13 protein-coding genes are annotated in these 19,741 nt (G+C 72.0%); 10 read left to right on the top strand and 3 right to left on the bottom strand.

The genetic code is table 11. The features are described from left to right. Nucleotides 1-5: 5 nt before the first annotated feature. The 3 genes from treY to K1T35_RS33495 form a co-directional block, all read right to left on the bottom strand. Complete coding sequence (gene treY / locus K1T35_RS33505) at nucleotides 6-2,357, bottom strand: malto-oligosyltrehalose synthase (RefSeq protein WP_255621024.1); 2,352 nt, start codon at nucleotides 2,355-2,357, stop codon at nucleotides 6-8. Beyond that, nucleotides 2,354-4,516, bottom strand: a complete 2,163-nt coding sequence (glgX, locus tag K1T35_RS33500; RefSeq protein WP_220255762.1) for a glycogen debranching protein GlgX — start codon at nucleotides 4,514-4,516, stop codon at nucleotides 2,354-2,356. Before glgX ends, treY begins: the two co-directional genes overlap by 4 nt. A 78-nt stretch (nucleotides 4,517-4,594) precedes the next feature. Beyond that, entirely contained in the window at nucleotides 4,595-5,056 is a 462-nt protein-coding gene (locus K1T35_RS33495; protein ID WP_220255761.1) for a PPOX class F420-dependent oxidoreductase, read from the bottom strand. Nucleotides 5,057-5,097: 41 nt separating this feature from the next. On the opposite strand from K1T35_RS33495, the gene K1T35_RS33490 reads away from it, so the two are divergent. The 10 genes from K1T35_RS33490 (at nucleotide 5,098) to K1T35_RS33445 (ending at nucleotide 19,703) form a co-directional block, all read left to right on the top strand. After that, complete coding sequence (locus tag K1T35_RS33490) at nucleotides 5,098-5,523, top strand: HIT family protein (protein ID WP_220255760.1); 426 nt, start codon at nucleotides 5,098-5,100, stop codon at nucleotides 5,521-5,523. A 104-nt stretch (nucleotides 5,524-5,627) separates the two neighbouring features. Beyond that, a complete protein-coding gene (locus K1T35_RS33485) occupies nucleotides 5,628-7,001 on the top strand; it encodes a hypothetical protein (protein WP_220255759.1) in 1,374 nt (457 codons plus the stop codon). Nucleotides 7,002-7,284: 283 nt separating this feature from the next. Next, nucleotides 7,285-8,532 (top strand): MFS transporter, encoded by a 1,248-nt coding sequence (locus tag K1T35_RS33480; RefSeq protein ID WP_220255758.1) that lies wholly within the window; start codon nucleotides 7,285-7,287, stop codon nucleotides 8,530-8,532. Between the two features lie 761 nt (nucleotides 8,533-9,293). Beyond that, nucleotides 9,294-10,694, top strand: coding sequence for a sensor domain-containing diguanylate cyclase (locus K1T35_RS33475; protein WP_220255757.1), 1,401 nt, complete (start codon nucleotides 9,294-9,296; stop codon nucleotides 10,692-10,694). Nucleotides 10,695-10,770: 76 nt separating this feature from the next. Beyond that, the gene (locus tag K1T35_RS33470; protein ID WP_220255756.1) at nucleotides 10,771-12,147 is read left to right on the top strand and encodes a GGDEF domain-containing protein; all 1,377 of its coding nucleotides are present in this window, start codon (nucleotides 10,771-10,773) and stop codon (nucleotides 12,145-12,147) included. Nucleotides 12,148-12,484: 337 nt separating this feature from the next. Beyond that, nucleotides 12,485-13,858: a GGDEF domain-containing protein gene (locus K1T35_RS33465; RefSeq protein WP_255621023.1), complete on the top strand. Its 1,374-nt coding sequence runs from the start codon at nucleotides 12,485-12,487 to the stop codon at nucleotides 13,856-13,858. Between the two features lie 117 nt (nucleotides 13,859-13,975). Beyond that, a complete protein-coding gene (locus K1T35_RS33460; protein ID WP_220255755.1) occupies nucleotides 13,976-15,310 on the top strand; it encodes a GGDEF domain-containing protein in 1,335 nt (444 codons plus the stop codon). A 546-nt stretch (nucleotides 15,311-15,856) separates the two neighbouring features. Then, nucleotides 15,857-17,794 (top strand): 1-deoxy-D-xylulose-5-phosphate synthase, encoded by a 1,938-nt coding sequence (gene dxs, locus K1T35_RS33455; RefSeq protein WP_220255754.1) that lies wholly within the window; start codon nucleotides 15,857-15,859, stop codon nucleotides 17,792-17,794. Then, nucleotides 17,794-18,459, top strand: a complete 666-nt coding sequence (locus K1T35_RS33450) for a response regulator transcription factor (protein ID WP_220255753.1) — start codon at nucleotides 17,794-17,796, stop codon at nucleotides 18,457-18,459. Before dxs ends, K1T35_RS33450 begins: the two co-directional genes overlap by 1 nt. 113 nt (nucleotides 18,460-18,572) lie before the next feature. Further along, nucleotides 18,573-19,703 carry a cell wall metabolism sensor histidine kinase WalK gene (locus K1T35_RS33445; protein ID WP_220263018.1) on the top strand — a complete coding sequence of 377 codons (1,131 nt, stop codon included), beginning with the start codon at nucleotides 18,573-18,575 and terminating at the stop codon, nucleotides 19,701-19,703. Nucleotides 19,704-19,741 lie beyond the last annotated feature (38 nt).

The following is a 19,741-nucleotide window of genomic DNA, read 5'->3' as shown; positions in this document are numbered from 1 at the left end:
CGTTGCTATGCCGGCCGCACCAGCAGCGCCACCGGATAGCGGGCGAGCACGTCGGCGAGCCTCGGCGCGGCGCCGTCGACCGGGGTGTCGGTGATGACGTCGTGCCAGTCCGTTGTGCCCTCGGGGAGGGGGAGCACCGTGTCGGCCCAGCCGCCACGGGCCGCGAGGCCCACCGGCAGCCGGGTCGCCACGGCCACGAGCGAGGCAGAGCGCGCGAACGCCACGGCGTGCGCGGCGGCAGCGCCCTGCGCCGGCACCGGCCGGTAGCCCGTGAACACTTCGGGCCGGTAGCGGCGCAGCCGCAGCGCGCTGGCCGTGACCAGCAGCTTCGCGGCGCCTTCCGCGTCGATGTCCGGCAGCCAGCCGTCGTCGAGGCGGGCGAGCAACTCGCGGCGGAGTGCCCAGTCGACGGGCCGGCGGTTGTCCGGGTCGACGAGGGAGTACTCGAAGAGCTCCGTGCCCTGGTAGACGTCCGGAACGCCCGGCCCGGCGAGCTGGACCAGCTTCTGGCCCATCGAGTTGGCCCGGCCCGGCCCCGCGATGCGGGAGACGAACTCCTCGATCTCGGCCACGAGCGCGGTGTCGGAGAGCACCTGCGCCGGCCAGGCCGCGATGGCCTCGTCGACCTCGGGCACGGCATCGACGTGGCTGGTGACGAGCTTGGCCTCCTTGGCCGCCTTCGTGAGGTATCCGGCCATCCGCTCGGCGGGGATCGGCCACGCTCCCACGAGGTTCTGCCAGGCCAGTAGCTCCAGCGACCGGTCGGGCAGCGGGTGGGCGGCCGCCCACCGGCGCATCCGCCGCGCCCATTCGCCGGGGATCTCGGCGAGGACGGCCAGCCGTGCGCGGACGTCCTCGGAGCGCTTGGTGTCGTGGGTCGACAGCGTGGTCATCGTGGCAGGCCAGGACGCCTCCCGCGCGGCCATGGCGCGGTGGAACTCCTGCGGGGGTACCCCGAATCGGGACGGGTCGCCGCCCACCTCGTTGAGCGCGACGAACCGGTTCCACCGATAGAACGCGGTGTCCTCGACGCCCTTGGCCATCACCATCCCGGACGTCTGCTGCACGCGGGTGGTGAGCTCGCCCGCCGGGTCGGCGAGCATGGTCGCCCGGATCGCCCCCAGGACGCCGGCGAGGTCGGGACGGTGTGTGCGCGCGACGCTGACAGCCGTCTCGAGCGCCTCCCGCCCCTCGGGCAGATAACTGCGGTAGACCGGGTAGCCGCACAGCAGTTCGGCGACGGCCTCTTCGATGGTCGTGAGCGGATAAGCGTGCTCTGGCGCGCGTAACCACTCACGAGCCGCGACAGCGGCGATGTGGCGGACCTCGGCGGCCAGGATCGTGTCGGCCACCTCCCGGCGCGCGGCGTGCTCCACCGCGCGCGCCGACTCCTTGCGGCCCGTGTGCTCGGCGGCGAGCTGGGTGAGCAGGCCCGCGCCGTCGGGATCGACGAACAGGCCCTGGATCTCGCGTAGCGCCTCGTAGCCGGACGTCCCGTTCACAGGCCACGACGCCGGCAGCTCCTCGCCGACGCCGAGGATCTTCTCCACGAGCAGCCAGCGGTCCTGGCCGATCGCGGCCCGCAGCCGCCGGACGTACGCACCGGGGTCGGAGAGGCCATCGGGGTGGTCGACGCGGATGCCGCCGACGTCGCCCGCCGCGACCCAGCGCAGGATCTCGCGGTGGGTCTTCTCGAAGATCTCCGGCAGCTCCACCCGCACCGCGGCAAGGGTGGAGACGTCGAAGAACCGGCGGTAGGTCAGCTCGGCCGCGCCCCGTTTCCAGGAGACGAGACGGTAGTGCTGGCGCTCGTGCACCTCCTGCGCGGTGCCGGTGTCGCCGGTGCCGGGCGCAACGGGGAAGGCGCGCTCGTAGTAGCGCAGCTGCGTGCGATCGTCGGAGAGGGCGAGCTCCGAGAGCGCCTTCTCCTCGTCCGCGTCGAGGATCGGCAGCAGCACCGGGCCTGCGTCCCAGTCGATGTCGAACGTGGCCGCGTGCGCCGACGCCCTCCCGTTCGCGAGCACGTCCCACCACCACGGGTTGGCCTGCGGGATGTCCACGCCGACGTGGTTGGGCACGATGTCGAGCACGAACGCCATGTCGTGCGCGCGCGCCGCGGCGACCAGCGCCCTGCGGCCCTCCTCGCCACCGCGCTCGGCGGAGACCCGGGTGGGATCGACGACGTCGTAGCCGTGGTTGGACCCGGAGCCCGACTCCAGCAGCGGCGACGCGTACAGCGCGCCCGCGCCGAGCGCGTCGAGGTAGGGCAGCAGTTCCACCGCGTCGCCGAACGTGGTGTCCTTCGACAGCTGCAGGCGGTAGGTCGAGCTGGGCGCGGGGGAGTGGGGCCGGATCACGAGCCCGCCCTCGGGTGCTGCAGGACGATCACCGAGCGTGCCGGCACGCGGAGCACGCCGCCGCCGGCCACCGTGGCCGGCTCGGCGGCCGCCACGCCCGGTGCGGTGGAGAGCGTGATCACCTCGCCGGATGCCGTGTCGATCACCACCGCCCACTGCCTGCCGTACTCCCGGCCGGGGAGCGTGACGTCGATGTCCTCGTAGTGGGCGTTGAGGCAGAGGATGAACGAGTCGTCGATGACGGGCTCACCGCGGGTGTCGGCCCCCGCGATGCCCTGGCCGTTGAGGAACACGGTGACGCACTTGCCGAAGCCGGAGTCCCAGTCCTGCTCGGTCATCTCCACACCGGACGGCGTGAACCACGCGATGTCGGCGAGCGCCGCCCCCGCCTTGCGCCTGCCCATCGGGCGGCCCTCGAAGAACTTCCGCCTGCGGAACACCGGGTGGGCCTTGCGCAGCGCCGTGACTCCCGCGGTGAAATGCATCAGCGCCGAGTTCTTGTTGGCGAGCGACCAATCCATCCAGGAGAGCTCGCTGTCCTGGCAGTAGACGTTGTTGTTGCCGCGTTGCGTGCGGCCGAGCTCGTCGCCGTGCAGCAGCATCGGCACGCCCTGGGACAGCATCAGCGTGGTGATGAAGTTGCGCTGCTGGCGGGCCCGCAGCGTGAGCACGGCCTCGTCGTCGGTGGGCCCCTCGACGCCGCAGTTCCACGAGCGGTTGTGGCTCTCGCCGTCGTTGCCGCCCTCGAGGTTGGCCTCGTTGTGCTTGTCGTTGTACGAGACGAGGTCGGCGAGGGTGAACCCGTCGTGCGCCGTGACGAAGTTGATCGACGCGTACGGGCGGCGGCCGTCGTCCTTGTAGAGGTCGGAGCTGCCGGTGATGCGGGAGGCGAACTCGCCGATCGTGCCGGGCTCGCCCCGCCAGAAGTCGCGGACGGTGTCGCGGTACTTGCCGTTCCACTCCGTCCACAGCGGCGGGAAGTTGCCGACCTGGTACCCACCAGGCCCGACGTCCCACGGCTCCGCGATCAGCTTCACCTGGCTGATCACCGGGTCCTGCTGCACGAGGTCGAAGAACACCGACAGCCGGTCGACGTCGTAGAACTCGCGGGCGAGGGTGGAGGCGAGGTCGAAGCGGAAGCCGTCGACGTGCATCTCGGTCACCCAGTACCGCAGCGAGTCCATGATCAGCTGCAGGGTGTGCGGGTTGCGCACGTTCAGCGAGTTGCCCGTGCCGGTGTAGTCCATGTAGTAGCGCGGGTCCTCCTCGACGAGCCGGTAGTAGGCCGCGTTGTCGATACCGCGCAGGGAGAGCGTCGGGCCGAGGTGGTTGCCCTCCGCCGTGTGGTTGTAGACGACGTCGAGGATCACCTCGATGCCCGCGTCGTGCAGGTCGCGGACCATCGCCTTGAACTCCTGCACCTGGTTGCCGCTGCGTCCCGACGACGTCGAGTAGGCGTGGTGCGGGGCAAGGAAGGCGATCGTGTTGTAGCCCCAGTAGTTGGAGAGGCCCTTCTCCTGCAGGTGGTGGTCGTTCAGGAACTCGTGCACCGGCATGAGCTCCACCGCCGTGACGCCGAGCGTCTTGAGGTGCTCGAGCATCACCGGGTGCGCGAGCCCGGTGTAGGTGCCGCGCAGCTCCGGCGGGATCTCCGGGTGCTGGATCGTGAGGCCCCGCACATGCGCCTCGTAGATCACGGTCTCGTGGTACGGGGTGTGCGGCGAGCGGTCGGTCCCCCAGTCGAAGAACGGGTTGACCACCACCGACTTCGGGATGAACCGCGCCGAGTCGGTGTCGCTGCGCCCCTCCGGCTGCCCGAACGGGTAGCCGAACACCGCCTCGTCCCACACGACGGGCCCGTCGAGGGCCTTCGTGTACGGGTCGATGAGCAGCTTGTTCGGGTTGCACCGAAGGCCCTGTGCGGGGTCGTAGGGCCCGTGCACCCGGTAGCCGTAGCGCTGCCCCGGCTCGACGCCGGGGAGATATCCGTGGTGGACGAACCCGTCGACCTCGTTCAGCGGGATTCGGGTCTCCTTGCCCCGTGGGCTGAACAGGCAGAGCTCCACCTTCTCCGCGACCTCCGAGAAGATCGCGAAGTTGGTGCCGGACCCGTCATAGGTGGCACCCAGGGGATAGGCGTGGCCCGGCCACGGCCGCATGTGGTTCCTCCGGCGTCTCGGGATGGACCGCCAGAGGCTACCGGTGTCACCCGATCCGGTGCCGGGTCGCGGGGCGAGTCAGGCGAGGCGCGCGGGGAATCCGCCCGTGGCGACCGGGCTCCAGCGCGTCGGGGTGACCCTGATCAACGCCTTGCCCTGCTCCTGCATCGCCCGCCGGTACTCGTCCCAGTCGGGGTGCTCGCCGGAGATGCAGCGGAAGTAGTCGACGAGCGGTTCGACGGCCTCGGGCAGCGTGAGCAGCTCGGCGTCGCCGTCGACCTGCACCCAGGCGCCGCCGAAGTCGTCGGACAGCACGATGACCGAGGCCTTCCCGTTCCGCGCGACGTTCACCGCCTTCGCCCGCTCCGGGTAGGTGGCGATCACGATGCGGCCCTCCGCGTCGACGCCGGCGGTGACCGGCGAGCCCTGCCAGCCACCGTCCTTCCGGGGCGTGAGCAGGATCATCTTGTGGCGGCAGCGCATGAAATCGATCAGCGCGTCGCGGTCGACGGCGGTGTTGGTGGCGATGGTCCGGACCATGGCCTCCGAGCGTAGTGCGGACGTCGATACTCTTGCCGACAATGAGCACCCTGTTCACCCGGATCATCGACGGCGAGCTGCCCGGACGATTCGTCTGGTCGGACGACCGGGCGGTCGGTTTCCTGTCGATCAATCCGCTCGGCCCCGGTCACACGCTCGTGGTACCCCGCGCGGAGGTCGACCACTGGGTCGACGCCGAGCCGGACCTGCTCGCGCACCTCACCTCCGTCTCGCACTCCGTCGGTGCGGCCGTGCGCGAGGTGTGGCAGCCGCCGCGGGTCGGCCTGATCGTCGCCGGCTTCGAGGTGCCACACCTGCACATCCACGTGTTCCCCGCATGGGACATGGCCGCCTTCGACTTCGCGAACGCGGCGCCGTCGGTGGAGGCGCAGGAGCAGGAGGCACAGGCCGAGAAGCTGCGGTCCGCCCTTCGCGCGGCGGGCCACGGCGAGCACGTGCCCGCCTGATAACCCCCGACTCGTCCACGAGCGGCACGCTCGCCTGACAGGAACGGATCGAAGTGCCCGTTGGTGGGGGGATGATGGGTCGGCGACGGCTCCGAGATCGGTTGGTGGGCCGGCACGTGTTCCGAGGGCTCGCCGTCGTCGACCCCGCGGTGGCGAGGGCCCACGGCGGCCGGCCGATTCCCGGTACCCGCCGTGCGGAGTTCGTGCAGGTTGCGAACGGGCGACTGGCCAAGGCGCGACAGGACGCCGCGAACGCGTTGTACGCGCGGTTGGCGGCCGAGATACCGGACGCGCGACTCGAGGCGCTCCTCGACGGTGCTCCGCAGGTCGAGCCGGGGCCGGTGCTGCACCTCATGGATGGCGGGCGGCCGCACCTGATGCTGGTCGGCCCCGACGGCGCGGACGATCCGCAGGACGTGCAGCGGCGAGCCGACCACGTGGTTCGGCTCTGGGGCCTGCCGCAGGGGCGGTATGTCGTGCCTGGCGCTGTCGATCCTCGGCAGCAGGCCCGGCGGCGGGCCGGCCTGGTACTGGGGTTTCCGTTCGGCATACCGCTCGTTGTCCTCCTGTCCGGCCGATGGCTGGGAGCGATCGGCCCTGACGGGTGGCCGACACTCCCGGTGCTCTTCCCCGAAGTCGATCCGCTGCTGCTCGGCGCGGTGTTCGGCCTGCCGTTGCTCCCGGGCGCGGCGGGGATGTTGATCGGTTGGCGCCGGTCGTGGCCGATCCGCGAACGGTGCCTTCCGCTCGTTGCCGCGCTCGCGCCCAGCGTGGCCGTGCTGACGGGTGTCGGAGTCGTCAACGGCGCGGACTGGCTGATCCGAAGCATCCCGGGTGTCGGGATGGTGGCGATGGCGGTGATCTTGATCGCCTCGCTCCCCCTGTTCGTACTCAGCATCGGGACAGCGCGATGGTTGGCGGCGCTGGGCTGGGGTCTCCCGTTGGTGGCCGGAGGCATCGCCGTGTTCGTCGGCGACGTGCTCTTCGAGCTGTATCTGGGTTCGTTTGGACTCGGCCGGACCGACGTGCAGATCTCCTTCTGGTCGCAATGGGCATGGGGCGCCAGCACGGTTGCCATCGCTCTGCTCGGCATCTACCTGGGCGTGGCATGGGGCGTTGTCGGCCACCGACTCGGCGTCCACCGGTGGCTGGTCGCCCTGCTCGTGGTGCCGTTCACGGCATTGATCGTCGTGATCGTCACCGATGCGACGTTGGACAACGTGCGGCATCGCGCTCAGGTGGATGCGAGTGGCCTCCCGAGCCCGCTGTTCGCGCTGCAGCCGCGCCTCGCCTGCGTCGTGCCGATGGCCCGGTCCTACTCGTACGTGGGGCAGCCGATGGACCTCTCCGGGCCCGTCGTCTACTTCGGGCGCTCGGACGGGCGGCTCGCGGTCTGGTCCGCGCCGTCCGGTGGGGTGCTCCTCGACGGGCAGGCGGTCGCGCTCCGGTTCGTGCAACCGGGAAGCCCGTGCAGCTGAGCGTCGTGTGGTCGGCATGATCATGTCGACGGCATGTGTGTCCGTCGGCAGGGCGACACCCATCACGTCGATCTCGCGCGTTGCGGCCCTGCTCGTCGCTCTCCGTGACAGGAAGGCCCCTCGTCGTGCCCTCGGGTGGCCCAGCGGGTGACGGAGCGGAGGCGCTGTTGCGACCAGCGGGTGACACCGGGCAGCATGCCGGTCGAGCGACACGCAGCGCGCATGATCATTTACCGTGGGTACATCGAAACAGCCGGCACGGGGTCGAGGGGGGAACGACCGCATGGCGGGTAGCGGACTCGGCGCGGTGTTCCGCGTGCCCGAATTCCGGGTGCTGTGGGCAGCCGAGCTGTTCTCGATCGCGGGCGACCAGCTCGCGAGGGTCGCCCTCGCGGTCCTCGTGTACGGCCGCACCGGATCGGCCCTGTGGGCGGCCGTCGCCTACGCGCTGACCTTCCTCCCCGCGCTGCTCGGCGGCGTGCTGCTGTCCGGGCTCGCCGACCGCTACCGGCGTCGCGAGGTCATGATCGTCTGCGACGTCGCCCGCACCGTGCTCGTCGGCGTGATGGCCATCCCCGACCTGCCCCTGTGGGCACTGTGCGCCGTCCTCGTGGCCGTCGTGCTGCTGGGCTCACCCCACACCGCCGCACAGGGCGCGCTCTACCCCGAGGTACTCGACGGCGAGCTCTACGAGCGCGGCCTCGCCGTCCGGCAGATCACCAGCCAGACCGCGCAGCTCGTCGGCTTCGCCGCCGGTGGCCTGCTCGTCGCCGCCGTGAGTCCCGCGGTCGCGCTTCTCGGCAACGCCGTCTCTTTCGCGCTGTCGGCGGTCGTCGTCCGGATCGGTGTGGCCGATCGGGCGGCACCCGTTCCCGAGCCCGGATCCGAGCACGCCATCGCAGGGCTCCGCGGCATCGCCGCAGGGCTCGCCGAGATCGCCACCGACCGGCGGCGCCGCGCGCTCGTGGTGCTCGCCTGGCTCGTGGGCTGGTACGTCGTGCCCGAGGCGCTCGCAGCCCCGTACGCCGACCAGCTCGGCGCAGGCCCGGCCGTCGTCGGCCTGCTCATGGCGGCCGACCCGCTCGGCAGCGTGCTCGGGGCATGGCTGTTCGTGCGCTTCGTCCCCGCCGAGAAGAGGGCACGGCTCGTCGGGCTCATGGCCGTTGCGGCCGGAGTCCCACTGGCGCTCTGCATCCTGCGCCCGGGCGTCCCGCTCACCCTCCTCCTGTGGGCGGTGTCCGGGATGCTCTCCACCGCTTATCTGCTGCAGACGCAGGCGAGCTTCGTCCGTGCCACCCCGGACGGGGGCCGCGGCCGCGCGATCGGCGTCGCGGCATCCGGGATCATCGCGGCCCAGGGGGTCGCGGTGCTCGTCGGAGGCCTGCTCGCCGATGCGTCGGATCCCGCCACCGCTGTCGCAGGGGCCGGAGTGCTCGGGGCGGTGTTGTCGGCAGGCGGTGCCGTGGCCTGGCATCGCGCCAATCGTGGCGCCGACGCCGCGACCGGGTCCGCGATCCTGAACCGCGGCTGACCCGCCGACTTCGGATAACGCCTCCGCGTCACCAGTTCTTGCCGCGCATGGGGGTTCCTTTCTGTGGGTGGTGTGTGGTGGGTGGGTGGTCACCAGTTCTTGCCGCGCATGGGGGTTCCTTTCTGTGGGTGGTGTGTGGTGGGTGGGTGGTCACCAGTTCTTGCCGCGCATGGGGGTTCCTTTCTGTGGGTGGTGTGTGGTGGGTGGGTGGTCACCAGTTCTTGCCGCGCATGGGGGTTCCTTTCTGTGGGTGGTGTGTGGTGGGTGGGTGGTCACCAGTTCTTGCCGCGCATGGGGGTTCCTTTCTGTGGGTGGTGTGTGGTGGGTGGGTGGTCACCAGTTCTTGCCGCGCATGGGGGTTCCTTTCTGTGGGTGGTGTGTGGTGGGTGGGTGGTCACCAGTTCTTGCCGCGCATGGGGGTTCCTTTCTGTGGGTGGTGTGTGGTGGGTGGGTGGTCACCAGTTCTTGCCGCGCATGGGGGTTCCCTTCTGTGCGTGGGGTGTGGGGGTCGGAGCAGCGTCCCGACGCCCGGGCCGGCTCAAGCGTCAAACACGGTCGCATGTCTGACGAGGGATGGTGCTCGGTATCGCTGAGCTTGGGCGTTCTGCTTCACCCGATAGCGCCGAACGGCCCAGCTCGTGCCGCCATCCGGCGGGCGAATGCAGCGCAGCGCGATCTCCTGGTGACGGAGCGGACAGGAAGGCTGACACCGGCAGCCACCTGTACTAGGTTCGTGCCTCCAGCATCGAGCGGAAGTACGTATGTCAGCAGAACCCGGAGCGCGCCCCGGCGGGCGCGGCCCCAGCGCCGGTGTCCGACGCTGGGTCGCCGGCTGGGACCTGTGGGAGGTGCCCCGCCGGCTCGTCGCCCCCGTGTTCACGGTGGAGCTCACCGCGCTCGCGCTGATGGTCTTCGGGGTCCTCACGACCGTGCCGGAATCCCGTGAGATCCGCACGGCGGTCCTCATCTGCGTGCTCGGGGTCGTCCACACCGAGATCGCGCGGGACGTCGAACGGATGCGGCGGCGGATCACTGGCGAGGAACTGCACGTCGACCTCGGTTCGGTCTGGTTCTTCATGGCCGCGATCCTGCTGTCGCCCGGGTACGCGGCAGTGGTCACGGTCCTCGTGCACTCCCACATCTGGTACCGCGCCGCGTACCGTCGTGCACCGCTCTACCGCCAGGTGTTCAACAGCGCCACGATGATGATCTCGGCGTTCGCGGCGTCGTCGCTGATGTCCTACGTCTTCGCCCAGCAGCGGATCGACCTGCTCGACTCGCGCGCGCTGCTGGTGCTCTGCTTCGGCATGCTCGCCTTCCTGACGATCAACAGCGCGCTGGTGGCGGGCGCGATCGCCGTCAGTACCCCGCACGCCCGGCTCTCGCAGATGGTCGGGGTGTGGAGCGAGAACCTCCTGGAGATCGCGACGCTCTCCCTCGGCGCGCTCGTCGCGATGGCGTACCTGACCAATCCGTGGCTCGCGCTGTTCTGCCTGCCCCCGCTGCTGGTGCTGCACCGGGCGGTCCTCGTCCGGCAGCTGGAGGAGGCCGCGAGCCTCGACGGCAAGACCGGCCTGCTCAACGCTGCCGCATGGCACGTGCAGGCCGAGCGCGCGTTGCAGCGCACGAAGCGCCGCGACGGGCCGCCCGGCGTGTTGGTGCTGGACCTGGACCACTTCAAGGCCGTCAACGACACCCACGGCCACCTCGCGGGCGACCACGTGCTGACCGCGGTCGCCGACGTGCTGCGCGACGAGGTGAGGGAGCGCGACCTCGTCGGGCGGTTCGGCGGCGAGGAGTTCGTCGTGATGCTGGCGGGACTGGGCGGAAGGGGCTCCGCGGAGATCGAAGCGGTGGCCGAGCGGATCCGCAGGCGCGTCGCGGACCTGCGCGTCGAGATCCCCACCCCGGACGGGCCGCTGACGGTGCGCGGGTTGAGCGTCTCCGTCGGGTGCGCGGTGATGCCGGACGGTGGCGCGGAGCTGCGTGACCTCCTCGAGGTCGCCGACCGCGCGCTGTACGCGGCCAAGGGGGCGGGGCGCAACGCGGTGCGGATGGGCAATGCGACGTCCACCCGGCCCGCGCTGCTGCCGGTGAACGCGCGACCGAACCCGCCGACCGCGGTCGAGCCACCCACGCTCCACAGCAACGCCGGAGACTGACGCGCGAAACCCGCCGCTTCCTTGTGCGCCTGCATTACGCTCCGTACTGCCGCCGACACACCCGGGGAGCACGATGGTGCCGGAGCGACGACTCCTCTCCGGTGAACCGGCGCGCCCGGGGGCTCGCGCCCCGCACCGCTGGCCGGTGTGGCGCCTGCCGCGGCTCCTGCTGTGCGCCGTGCTGCTCGTCGAGGTGGTCGCGGTCGCACTGCTCGCCGCAGGGCTCGTGAACGGGGGCGTTCCGGCCGCGACGGAGCTGTGGGCGGGTGGCGCCCTCTGCGTGCTGGGGATCGCCTACAGCGAGATGGCCGTCGGCGTGGAGCGGGAACGGAGGCGGCTGGGGGGCGCATCCCACGTCGACCTCAGCTCGGTGTGGACGTTCGCCGCCGCGCTCGTGCTGCCGGGGCCCCACGCCGCCGTGGTCGCAACGGTGATCATGCTGCACCTGTGGGCGCGCGCCTGGCGCCAATGGGTGCCGCTGCACCGCCAGCTGTTCAGCGTCGCCACGGTGGTGCTCTCCTGCATCGCCGTCGGAGCCCTCATCGAGTCCGCCGGCACCGCGCACGAGCCGCTGTGGCTGGTGGTCGCCGCGATGGTCCTGTTCATGGCGGTCAACTCGGGGCTCATCGCCGCCGTCGTGGCGATCAGCGTTCCGCGGGCGGGCCCGGCCGCGCTGTTCGGTCCGCCGGACGAGAACCTCCTCGAGGTCGGCATGCTGTGCATGGGCGCGCTGACCGCGATCGCGATCGCGCTGAACCCCGTGCTGGTCCTGCTGATGCTGCTCCCGCTGCACGTCGTGCTGCGGGCGGCGCTGATCCGGCCGCTCGAGGCGGCGGCCAGCATGGACGGCAAGACCGGGCTCCTCAACGCGGCCACATGGGTCGCGGAGGCGGAACGGGTTCTCGCCGGCACGGATGGCGCCGAGCGCGCGGGCGGCGTGCTGATGCTCGACCTCGACCACTTCAAGGCGGTCAACGACACGCACGGTCACGCCGTCGGCGACCACGTGCTGGCGGCGGTCGCGGATGCGCTGCGCAGCGTCGTGCGCGCCCATGACCTCGTCGGCCGGATGGGCGGCGAGGAGTTCGTGGTGCTGCCGAGGCGCGCGGCGTCCGGTGCCCGGTCGGTCGAGCTCGAGTCCGTCGAGCTCGAGGTGGTGGCCGAGCGGATCAGGGCACACGTCGCGGATCTGCGGCTCGAGGTGCCCACCTTGCGCGGGCCGCTGGTGATCACCGGCCTGACCGTCTCGATCGGTGGTGCGGTGGCGTCGGTACGCGGCAGCGATATCGCGGCTTTGCTGCAGACCGCGGACACCGCCCTCTACGAGGCCAAACGGGCAGGCCGCAACACCGTGCGGGTCGCGGTGGCGTCCTCGATGCCGTCGTCCGCGCAACTCCTGTCCGCGCCGCTCGCCGGCCGCGGGGCCGGCGAGCGCGCACGCATGAAGGACTGACGGCGCTCATCGGGTTCCTCGTGATCAGGTCCAGTCGCGGTTGCGCATCGCGGGTGCCTCCTCTCCGATCTCGAGCTCCGGCGGTGGCCTGATCGAATTGCGAAAGCCGCGGATCTGCACGTTTTGTGCTCGCGGCCGGAATGTGTTCCAGACGCTGCAGGCCGGTACTGCATTCAGGTGTGCAGTGGCGCGGCGAGGTGGCCGAATAGTGCGATCCGCACCATCGCCTCGTCTCACTGTGTCACGGGACGAGCCGGTGAACGGCCCGAGTGGGTGACATGACGAGGGTCCTCCACTACGCTCGGTGGCGACGCCGAGGACTCGACCGAGAGCGCTGATGTCCGCACATCCCGAGGGAGCACGTCCCGGGGTTCGGCCGGTCCGTGCCTGGACGATCCGGCGGTGGCCCCTGTGGGAGCTGTCCCACCGGCTCACGCTGTCGGTGCTCTTGGTCGAGGCCACGGCGATCGGGCTGGTGATCGCCGTCTCCGTGCGGATGCCGGTGCCGCACGCGCTCCAGTTGTTGCAGGCCGCAGTGCTCGTCGGGCTGGGGATCCTGCACACGGAGATCGCCATCGGCGTCGAGCGGGTCCGCAGGCGCGTGATGGTCGGCAACCACGCCAACCTCAGCTCGGTCTGGACGTTCGCGGGTGCCCTCGTGTTGCCGCCGGTGTGCGCGGCGGCGGTGGCCGTGGCGGTGCACCTGCACGTGTGGGTGCGCACCGGGCGGCCGCGCGTACCGCTCTACCGCAGCGTCTACAGCGCGGCCACGATCGTGCTCGCCTGCCTCGGTGCCGCCGTCGTCGTCGGCTTCCTCGGCTCAGGGCCGGAGCCGCTGGCGGCTGCCGGCATCCCCGGCATCACGCTCGCCTTGCTCGTCTACACCACGATCAACACCGGGCTCGTCGCAGGCGCCATCGCGATGAGCGCCCCGCAGCCCGATCTGGCCCGCGTGCTCGGCCGCTGGGACGACAACCTCCTCGAGTTCGCCACCCTGTCGCTCGGCGCGCTCACCGCGGTGGCGCTCGTCGTCAACCCGTGGCTCGTGCTGCTCGCCCTTCCGCCGCTCGTGGTGCTGCACCGGGCCGTGCTCGTGCGGCACCTGGAGGAGGCCGCGAGCATCGATGGCAAGACCGGCCTGCTGAACGCCGTGGCGTGGCACGCGCAGGCGGAGCGGTTGCTGCAGCGCGACAGCCCGGCCGACGGCCCGCGCGGGGTGCTGGTGCTGGACCTCGACCACTTCAAGGCGGTCAACGACACGCACGGCCACCTCGCGGGCGACCAGGTCCTCGCCGCTGTGGCCGGAGCCGTGCGCGCCGAGGTCCGTGAGCGAGACCTCGTCGGCCGGTTCGGCGGCGAGGAGTTCGTGGTGCTGCTCGCCGGACCGGCCGCAGGCGCGGTCGGCGAGCTGGAGGCGGTGGCCGAGCGCATCCGCGGCCGGGTGGCCACTCTGCGGGTGGAGATCCCCACACCGGACGGCCCGCTCACCGTATCCGGGCTCACCGTCTCGATCGGGGTCGCGGTCGCGCCCGCCGAGGGTGCCGATCTGCGCACCCTGCTCCAGATCGCCGACACCGCGCTGTACGCGGCAAAGCGGGCAGGTCGCAACGTCGTTCGCATGGGTACGCCACCGGGCTCGGTGCCTCCCGTCGCGTCCCGCCAAGGTGGTGAGCCCGCTCCGGGCACCGACTGGATGGTGGACGGAGAGTGACGGAGTGGTTGCAGAGGACCACCCCCATGTGCGATCACAGTCCTCCTGACATGCCCTGCACTCCTCACTAGCCTCGCCCTGAGGCACCTGGCGGTCGCGGCAAGGGAGGGGGCGGGCGTGGAGGAGCCGTCGCATTCGCGTAGCCCGGCAGGTCACCGCGACCCCGCCGGATGGGAGCTCTGGCGGCTGCCGGGCAGGGCGGTCGTGCTCATCCTCGCCGTCGAGGCGGCGGCCGTCGTCTCCGTCGTCAGTCATCTCGCGGTGCCCGCCCGCGCCGCGCTGACCGGTGAGACGCTCGCGCTGGCCGCGTTCCTGACGTTGCTGAGCGTGGTGCACACCGAGCTCGCCACCGGTATCGAGCGGATCCGTCGCCGGGCCGCCGAGACGTCGTACTTCGATCTCAGCTCGGTCTGGACCTTCGCTGCCGCGCTGCTGCTGCCGCCCACCGTCGCGGCTGCGGTGATCGCGGCCGTGTACCTGCACCTGTGGCGGCGGGTGTGGCGGCCCGCGAAGGTACCGCTGCACCGGCACATCTACACGACCGCAACCGTGGTGCTGGCCGCCGGCGCGGCGCACGCCGCCGTGGAACATGCGGGCGGGCTCCCGGGCACTCCAGACGACGTCGCGGGCGTCGCGGGCATCGCGGTGGCGGTGCTGCTCTACGTCGTCGTCAACACCCTGCTCGTGGCCGGGGTCATCGCACTGACGAGCGAGTGGCCCGGTGTGCGGGCGCTCGTCGGGCGCCTCGACGACAACGCGCTCGAGGTGGCCACGCTCTGCATGGGTGGGCTCGCCGCCGTCGCGATCGGATCGACGCCGTGGCTGGTGGCGCTCGTGCTGCCGCCGATCCTCGTGCTGCACCGCGCCGTGCTGGTGCGCCACCTCGAGGAGGCGGCGAGCACCGACGCGAAGACCGGCCTGCTCAACTCGGCCGCGTGGCAGGCCGAGGCGGCACGCGCGCTGCGCAGGGCCCAGCGGGCGCAGGCGGCAGCCGCCGTGCTCATCCTCGACCTGGACCACTTCAAACTGGTCAACGACGCGCACGGGCACCTCGCGGGCGACGACGTGCTGGCGGCGGTCGCGGGGGAGTTGCGTGCGGGCGTGCGCGAGTGCGACGTCGTGGGCCGGTTCGGCGGCGAGGAGTTCGTGGTGCTGCTGGCGGACCTGCCGACAGGGGCGCTCGGCCGCGCCGAGGTGCGTTCGGTGGCCGAACGGCTGCGACGGCTCGTGGCGGAGCTCGACGTCCCGGTCTGCACGCCCGACGGCAACCTCACGATCACCGGCCTGAGCGTCTCGGTCGGTGGGGCCTCCGTGCCCGTGGACGGCACCACGCTCGACCAGGTGCTCAAGGTCGCCGACGCCAACCTGTACGCGGCGAAGCGCGGTGGGCGGAACCTGGTGCGGATCGCGGGGCCGGTGCAGATCCCGGCTCCGCGGACGGCGGCGGGGTAGCTCTCCCTCCGGGCAAGCAAAGCGGGCAGGCCAGAGGCCTGCCCGGTAGGGCGCGCGGCGCCACCGGAGGCGGTCTGGCGGACATGATCAAGGCGTCGGCGCGAAAACGGTCAAATACGGTCGGCCGTGCACCCAACTGATGATCACGGGAACCGACCTGCCCGCAACAGCCACGAAGATCAGCAGATGGGCGCCTCCACGGCCGTATATGGCCGGCCATGCACCGATCCGGTGATCACACCGACGATGAGGTGGCCGGGCCCTCGAAATCGGCGATCCGGCTGCCCGACACGGCAGGCCGGATTTGACCGGGAATGCGCCGAACTGCCGATCACGACCACGGGTGGCCCTCATGAGCACGTTGATCGATCTGAGGTCCTGAGCGCCCTCGGGAGGGCGCTGACGCGGATTTCGGAACGATCAACGGGCTGTGATCCGTCCGAGATGGGCCGAATCGCCCCGCCGCGGGCGCTGGGCGTGGTCTCGCAACGATCACTCCCACACGTGCGGGCGCGCGAGATCCTCGGGCTTCCGTAAGCTGGCCCGGTGACCGTGTTGCGATCCGTCCGTGGCCCGGCAGACCTCAAACGGCTCGGAGCCGATCAGCTCCCCGCCCTGGCCGCCGAGATCCGCGAGGAGCTGGTGGCATCGGTGTCCCGCACCGGCGGGCACCTCGGCCCCAACCTCGGCGTCGTCGAGCTGACCATCGCGCTGCACCGGGTCTTCGACTCGCCCCGCGACACGCTGGTCTGGGACACCGGACACCAGGCGTACGTCCACAAGATGCTCACGGGCCGCCACGACGGCTGGGAGTCGCTCAAGAAGACCGGGGGCCTGTCCGGCTACCCGTGCCGCGCGGAGAGCGAGCACGACCACGTCGAGAACAGCCACGCCTCCACGTCGCTGTCATGGGCCGACGGCATCGCCCGCGGCTATGCGCTCACCGCCCAGGAGCGCCATGTCGTCGCGGTGATCGGCGACGGCGCCCTCACCGGGGGGATGGCCTGGGAGGCGCTCAACAACATCGCGGCGGGCAAGGACCGCAACGTCGTGATCGTCGTCAACGACAACGGTCGCTCCTACGCCCCCACCATCGGCGGCGTCGCCGACCGCCTCGCCACGCTCCGCCTGCAGCCCGGCTACGAGCGCGTGCTGGAGGCGGGCAAGCAGGCGCTGTCGCGCACCCCCGTGGTCGGGGCTCCGATCTACGCGGGGCTGCACGCGCTCAAGGCGGGCGTCAAGGACGCCCTGAGCCCGCAGGCCCTGTTCTCCGACCTCGGCCTCAAGTACTTCGGGCCGGTCGACGGGCACGACATCGCGGCGATGGAGTCGGCGTTGCGCCGCGCCCGGCACTTCGGCGGGCCGGTCATCGTCCACGCCGTCACGCAGAAGGGGCGCGGCTACCCGCCCGCCGAGAACGACGAGGCCGAGCAGATGCACAGCCCGGCCGCGTTCGACCCGGAGACCGGGCTCCCGACCGGGCCGCCGTCGGTCGGGTGGACGAGCGTGTTCGCCGAGGAGCTCGTCGCGCTCGGTGCCCGCAGGCCGGACGTCGTCGCCATCACCGCCGCGATGCTCGGGCCCACCGGCCTCGCGCCGTTCCAGCGGGCGTTCCCGGAGCGCTGCATCGACGTCGGCATCGCCGAGCAGCACGCGCTCACCTCCGCTGCAGGCCTTGCGATGAGCGGGCTGCACCCGGTCGTCGCCGTCTACTCGACCTTCCTCAACCGGGCCTTCGACCAGCTCCTGATGGACGTCGCCCTGCACGGCAAGGGCATCACGCTCGTGCTGGACCGGGCCGGCGTCACCGGCAACGACGGGCCGTCGCACAACGGCATGTGGGACCTGTCGCTGCTCGGCGTCGTACCCGGCATGCGGGTGGCCGCCCCGCGCGACACCGCCACGCTGCGCGAGGAGCTGGCCGAGGCCGTCGCGGTCGAGGACGGGCCGACCGCGATCCGCTTCCCCAAGGGCGCGGTCATCGAGTCGGTGCCCGCGCTGCGCCGGGTCGGTGGTGTCGACGTGCTGCACGAGTCCACGGCCGACGAGCCCTCGGTGCTGCTGGCGTGCGCGGGCGCGTTCGGGGAGCTCGGCGTCGCTGCGGCGCGGCGGCTGGAGCAACAGGGCGTGTCCGTCACCGTGGTCGACCCGCGGTGGGTGCTGCCGGTCCCCGGCCCGCTGGTCGACCTCGCTCGCGACCACCGCCTCGTCGTCACCGTCAGCGACTGCGGCCGCCACGGCGGGTTCGGCTCCGCGGTGGCGGCGGCGTTGCGTGACGCGGAGTGCGACGTCCCGCTGCGCGATCTCGCGCTCCCACAACGCTTCCTCGACCACGGCAGCAGGGCCGACGTGCTCCACTCCGCCGGGCTCACCGCGCAGGACGTGGCCCGCCGCGTCACCGAGTGGGCGGCGGCGCTTCCGGTGCTGCCGGCCGGGGCAGGATCGATCGCGGGGGAGCCCGCACCGTCGGAGGAGGCTCGCTGATGCGGGTTCTGGTCGTCGAGGACGAGCGGGCGCTTGCCGACGCCGTGGCGCGCGGCCTGCGCCGGGAGGGCATGGCCGTCGACGTCGCCTACGACGGCGACAGCGGCCACGAGAAGGCGCTGATCACCCGCTACGACGTCGTGGTGCTGGACAGGGACCTGCCGGGAATGTCCGGCGACCGGCTGTGCGACGAGATCGTCAAGTCTGCTTCCACCACGCGGGTGCTGATGCTGACGGCGAGCGGCACCCTCGCCGACAAGGTCGACGGCCTCTCCCGCGGCGCCGACGACTACCTCGCCAAGCCGTTCGACTTCCCCGAGCTCGTGGCGCGCTGCCGGGCGCTCGGCCGCCGGGCCACGCCCGCCGTGCCGCCGATGCTCGTGGCGGGCGACGTCGCGCTCGACCCGGCGCGGCGCACCGTGCACCGGGCCGACCGGCCCGTCGAGCTCACCCGCAAGGAGTTCGGCGTTCTGGAGGTGCTGCTGGGCGCCGGTGGCGCCGTGGTGAGCAGCGAGGAGCTCCTCGAACGCGTCTGGGACGAGAACGCCGACCCGTTCACCACCACCGTGCGGGTCACCGTGATGACCCTGCGCAAGAAGCTCGGCGACCCGGGTCTGATCGAGACCGTGGTCGGCGCAGGCTACCGAGTACCCGCGGCAGGATAGGCGGAGGAGGGACGCCGACCGTGGCCGAGCCCGCGCCGTCCCCGACCCGCACCGCGGGCCGGCCGCCTCCGCAGGCGGCCCGCCCCGCGCCGCCGCCACCAGAACCCGCCCGGTTGCCGCCTCGGCGCCGCGGGGTGGGCCTGCGGCCGCGGCTCACCGTCCTCTGCACGGCCGTGGTCGCGGTGGTCAGCGGGCTCCTGCTGTGGCTCGGCTGGCTGCTCGTCGGTGGTGTGGCGCGGAGCGTGCCGTCGCTCCCGGCGGGCACCACCGTGCGTGTCGGCAACGTCAGCGTGCCGGCCGAGCGGCTCAACGAGGCCATCGGCGCCGCCGCCCGCGCCGACGTGCTGCGCGCCGGGTTGATCGCGTTCCCGCTCGTCGTCATCGCGGCCGCGGTGGTGTCCTGGGTGCTCGTCGGCAGGGTGCTCGGCCCGCTGCACGCCGTCACGGCAACGGCGCGGCGGCTCACCGTCGAGTCACTGGACACCCGCATCGGCCTCCAGGACGCCCGCGGCGAGGTCGCCGAGCTGGCCGCGGGCTTCGACGCGATGCTCGACCGGCTGCAAGCGGCGTTCGACGCGCAGCGCCGGTTCGTCGCCAACGCGAGCCACGAGCTGCGCACCCCGCTGTCGGTGCTGCGCACCGAGGTGGACGTCACCCTCTCCGACCCCGATGCCGACGCCGAGGAGCTGCGCCGGATGGCGAGCGTCGTGCGCGAAGCCACCCGCCGCGCCGACGACCTCATCGCGGGCCTGCTGCTGCTCGCCCGCACCGAGGGCGCGGAGCTCGCCGAGGTGAGCCCGGTCGACCTCGCCGACGTCACCGTTCCGGCGCTCGCGGCCGTGCGTGCGGAGGCCGGGCGACGCGGGCTGCGGGTCCAGGTCAAGACCGCCCCAGCCCCGACCCGGGGCGACCCGGTGTTGCTCGAACGCGTGGCCGGCAACCTCGTGGAGAACGCGGTGCGCCACAACGTGGCGGGCGGCTGGCTGGAGGTGTGCACGGGCACAGCAGAGGGGCTGACCCGGCTGCAGGTCTCGTCCAGCGGTGCGGAGATCCCGGGCGAGCGCGTGGCGGAGCTGTTCGAGCCGTTCCGCCGCGGCCCCGTGGCCCGCACCGCCGACACCCCCGGCTCGGGGCTGGGGCTCTCGATCGTGCGGGCCGTCGTGCAGGCCCACGGCGGCCGCGTGTGGGCCGAGCCGGTGCGGGGCGGCGGCCTCACGGTGACGGTGGAGCTCCCAGCCCGCTGATAGCCGGTCACACACCGACTTCGGTGCCGACACACCAA

The sequence above is a fragment of the Pseudonocardia sp. DSM 110487 genome (assembly GCF_019468565.1).
Classification (GTDB): domain Bacteria; phylum Actinomycetota; class Actinomycetes; order Mycobacteriales; family Pseudonocardiaceae; genus Pseudonocardia.
This window is presented reverse-complemented; position numbering and strand designations above follow the sequence as displayed.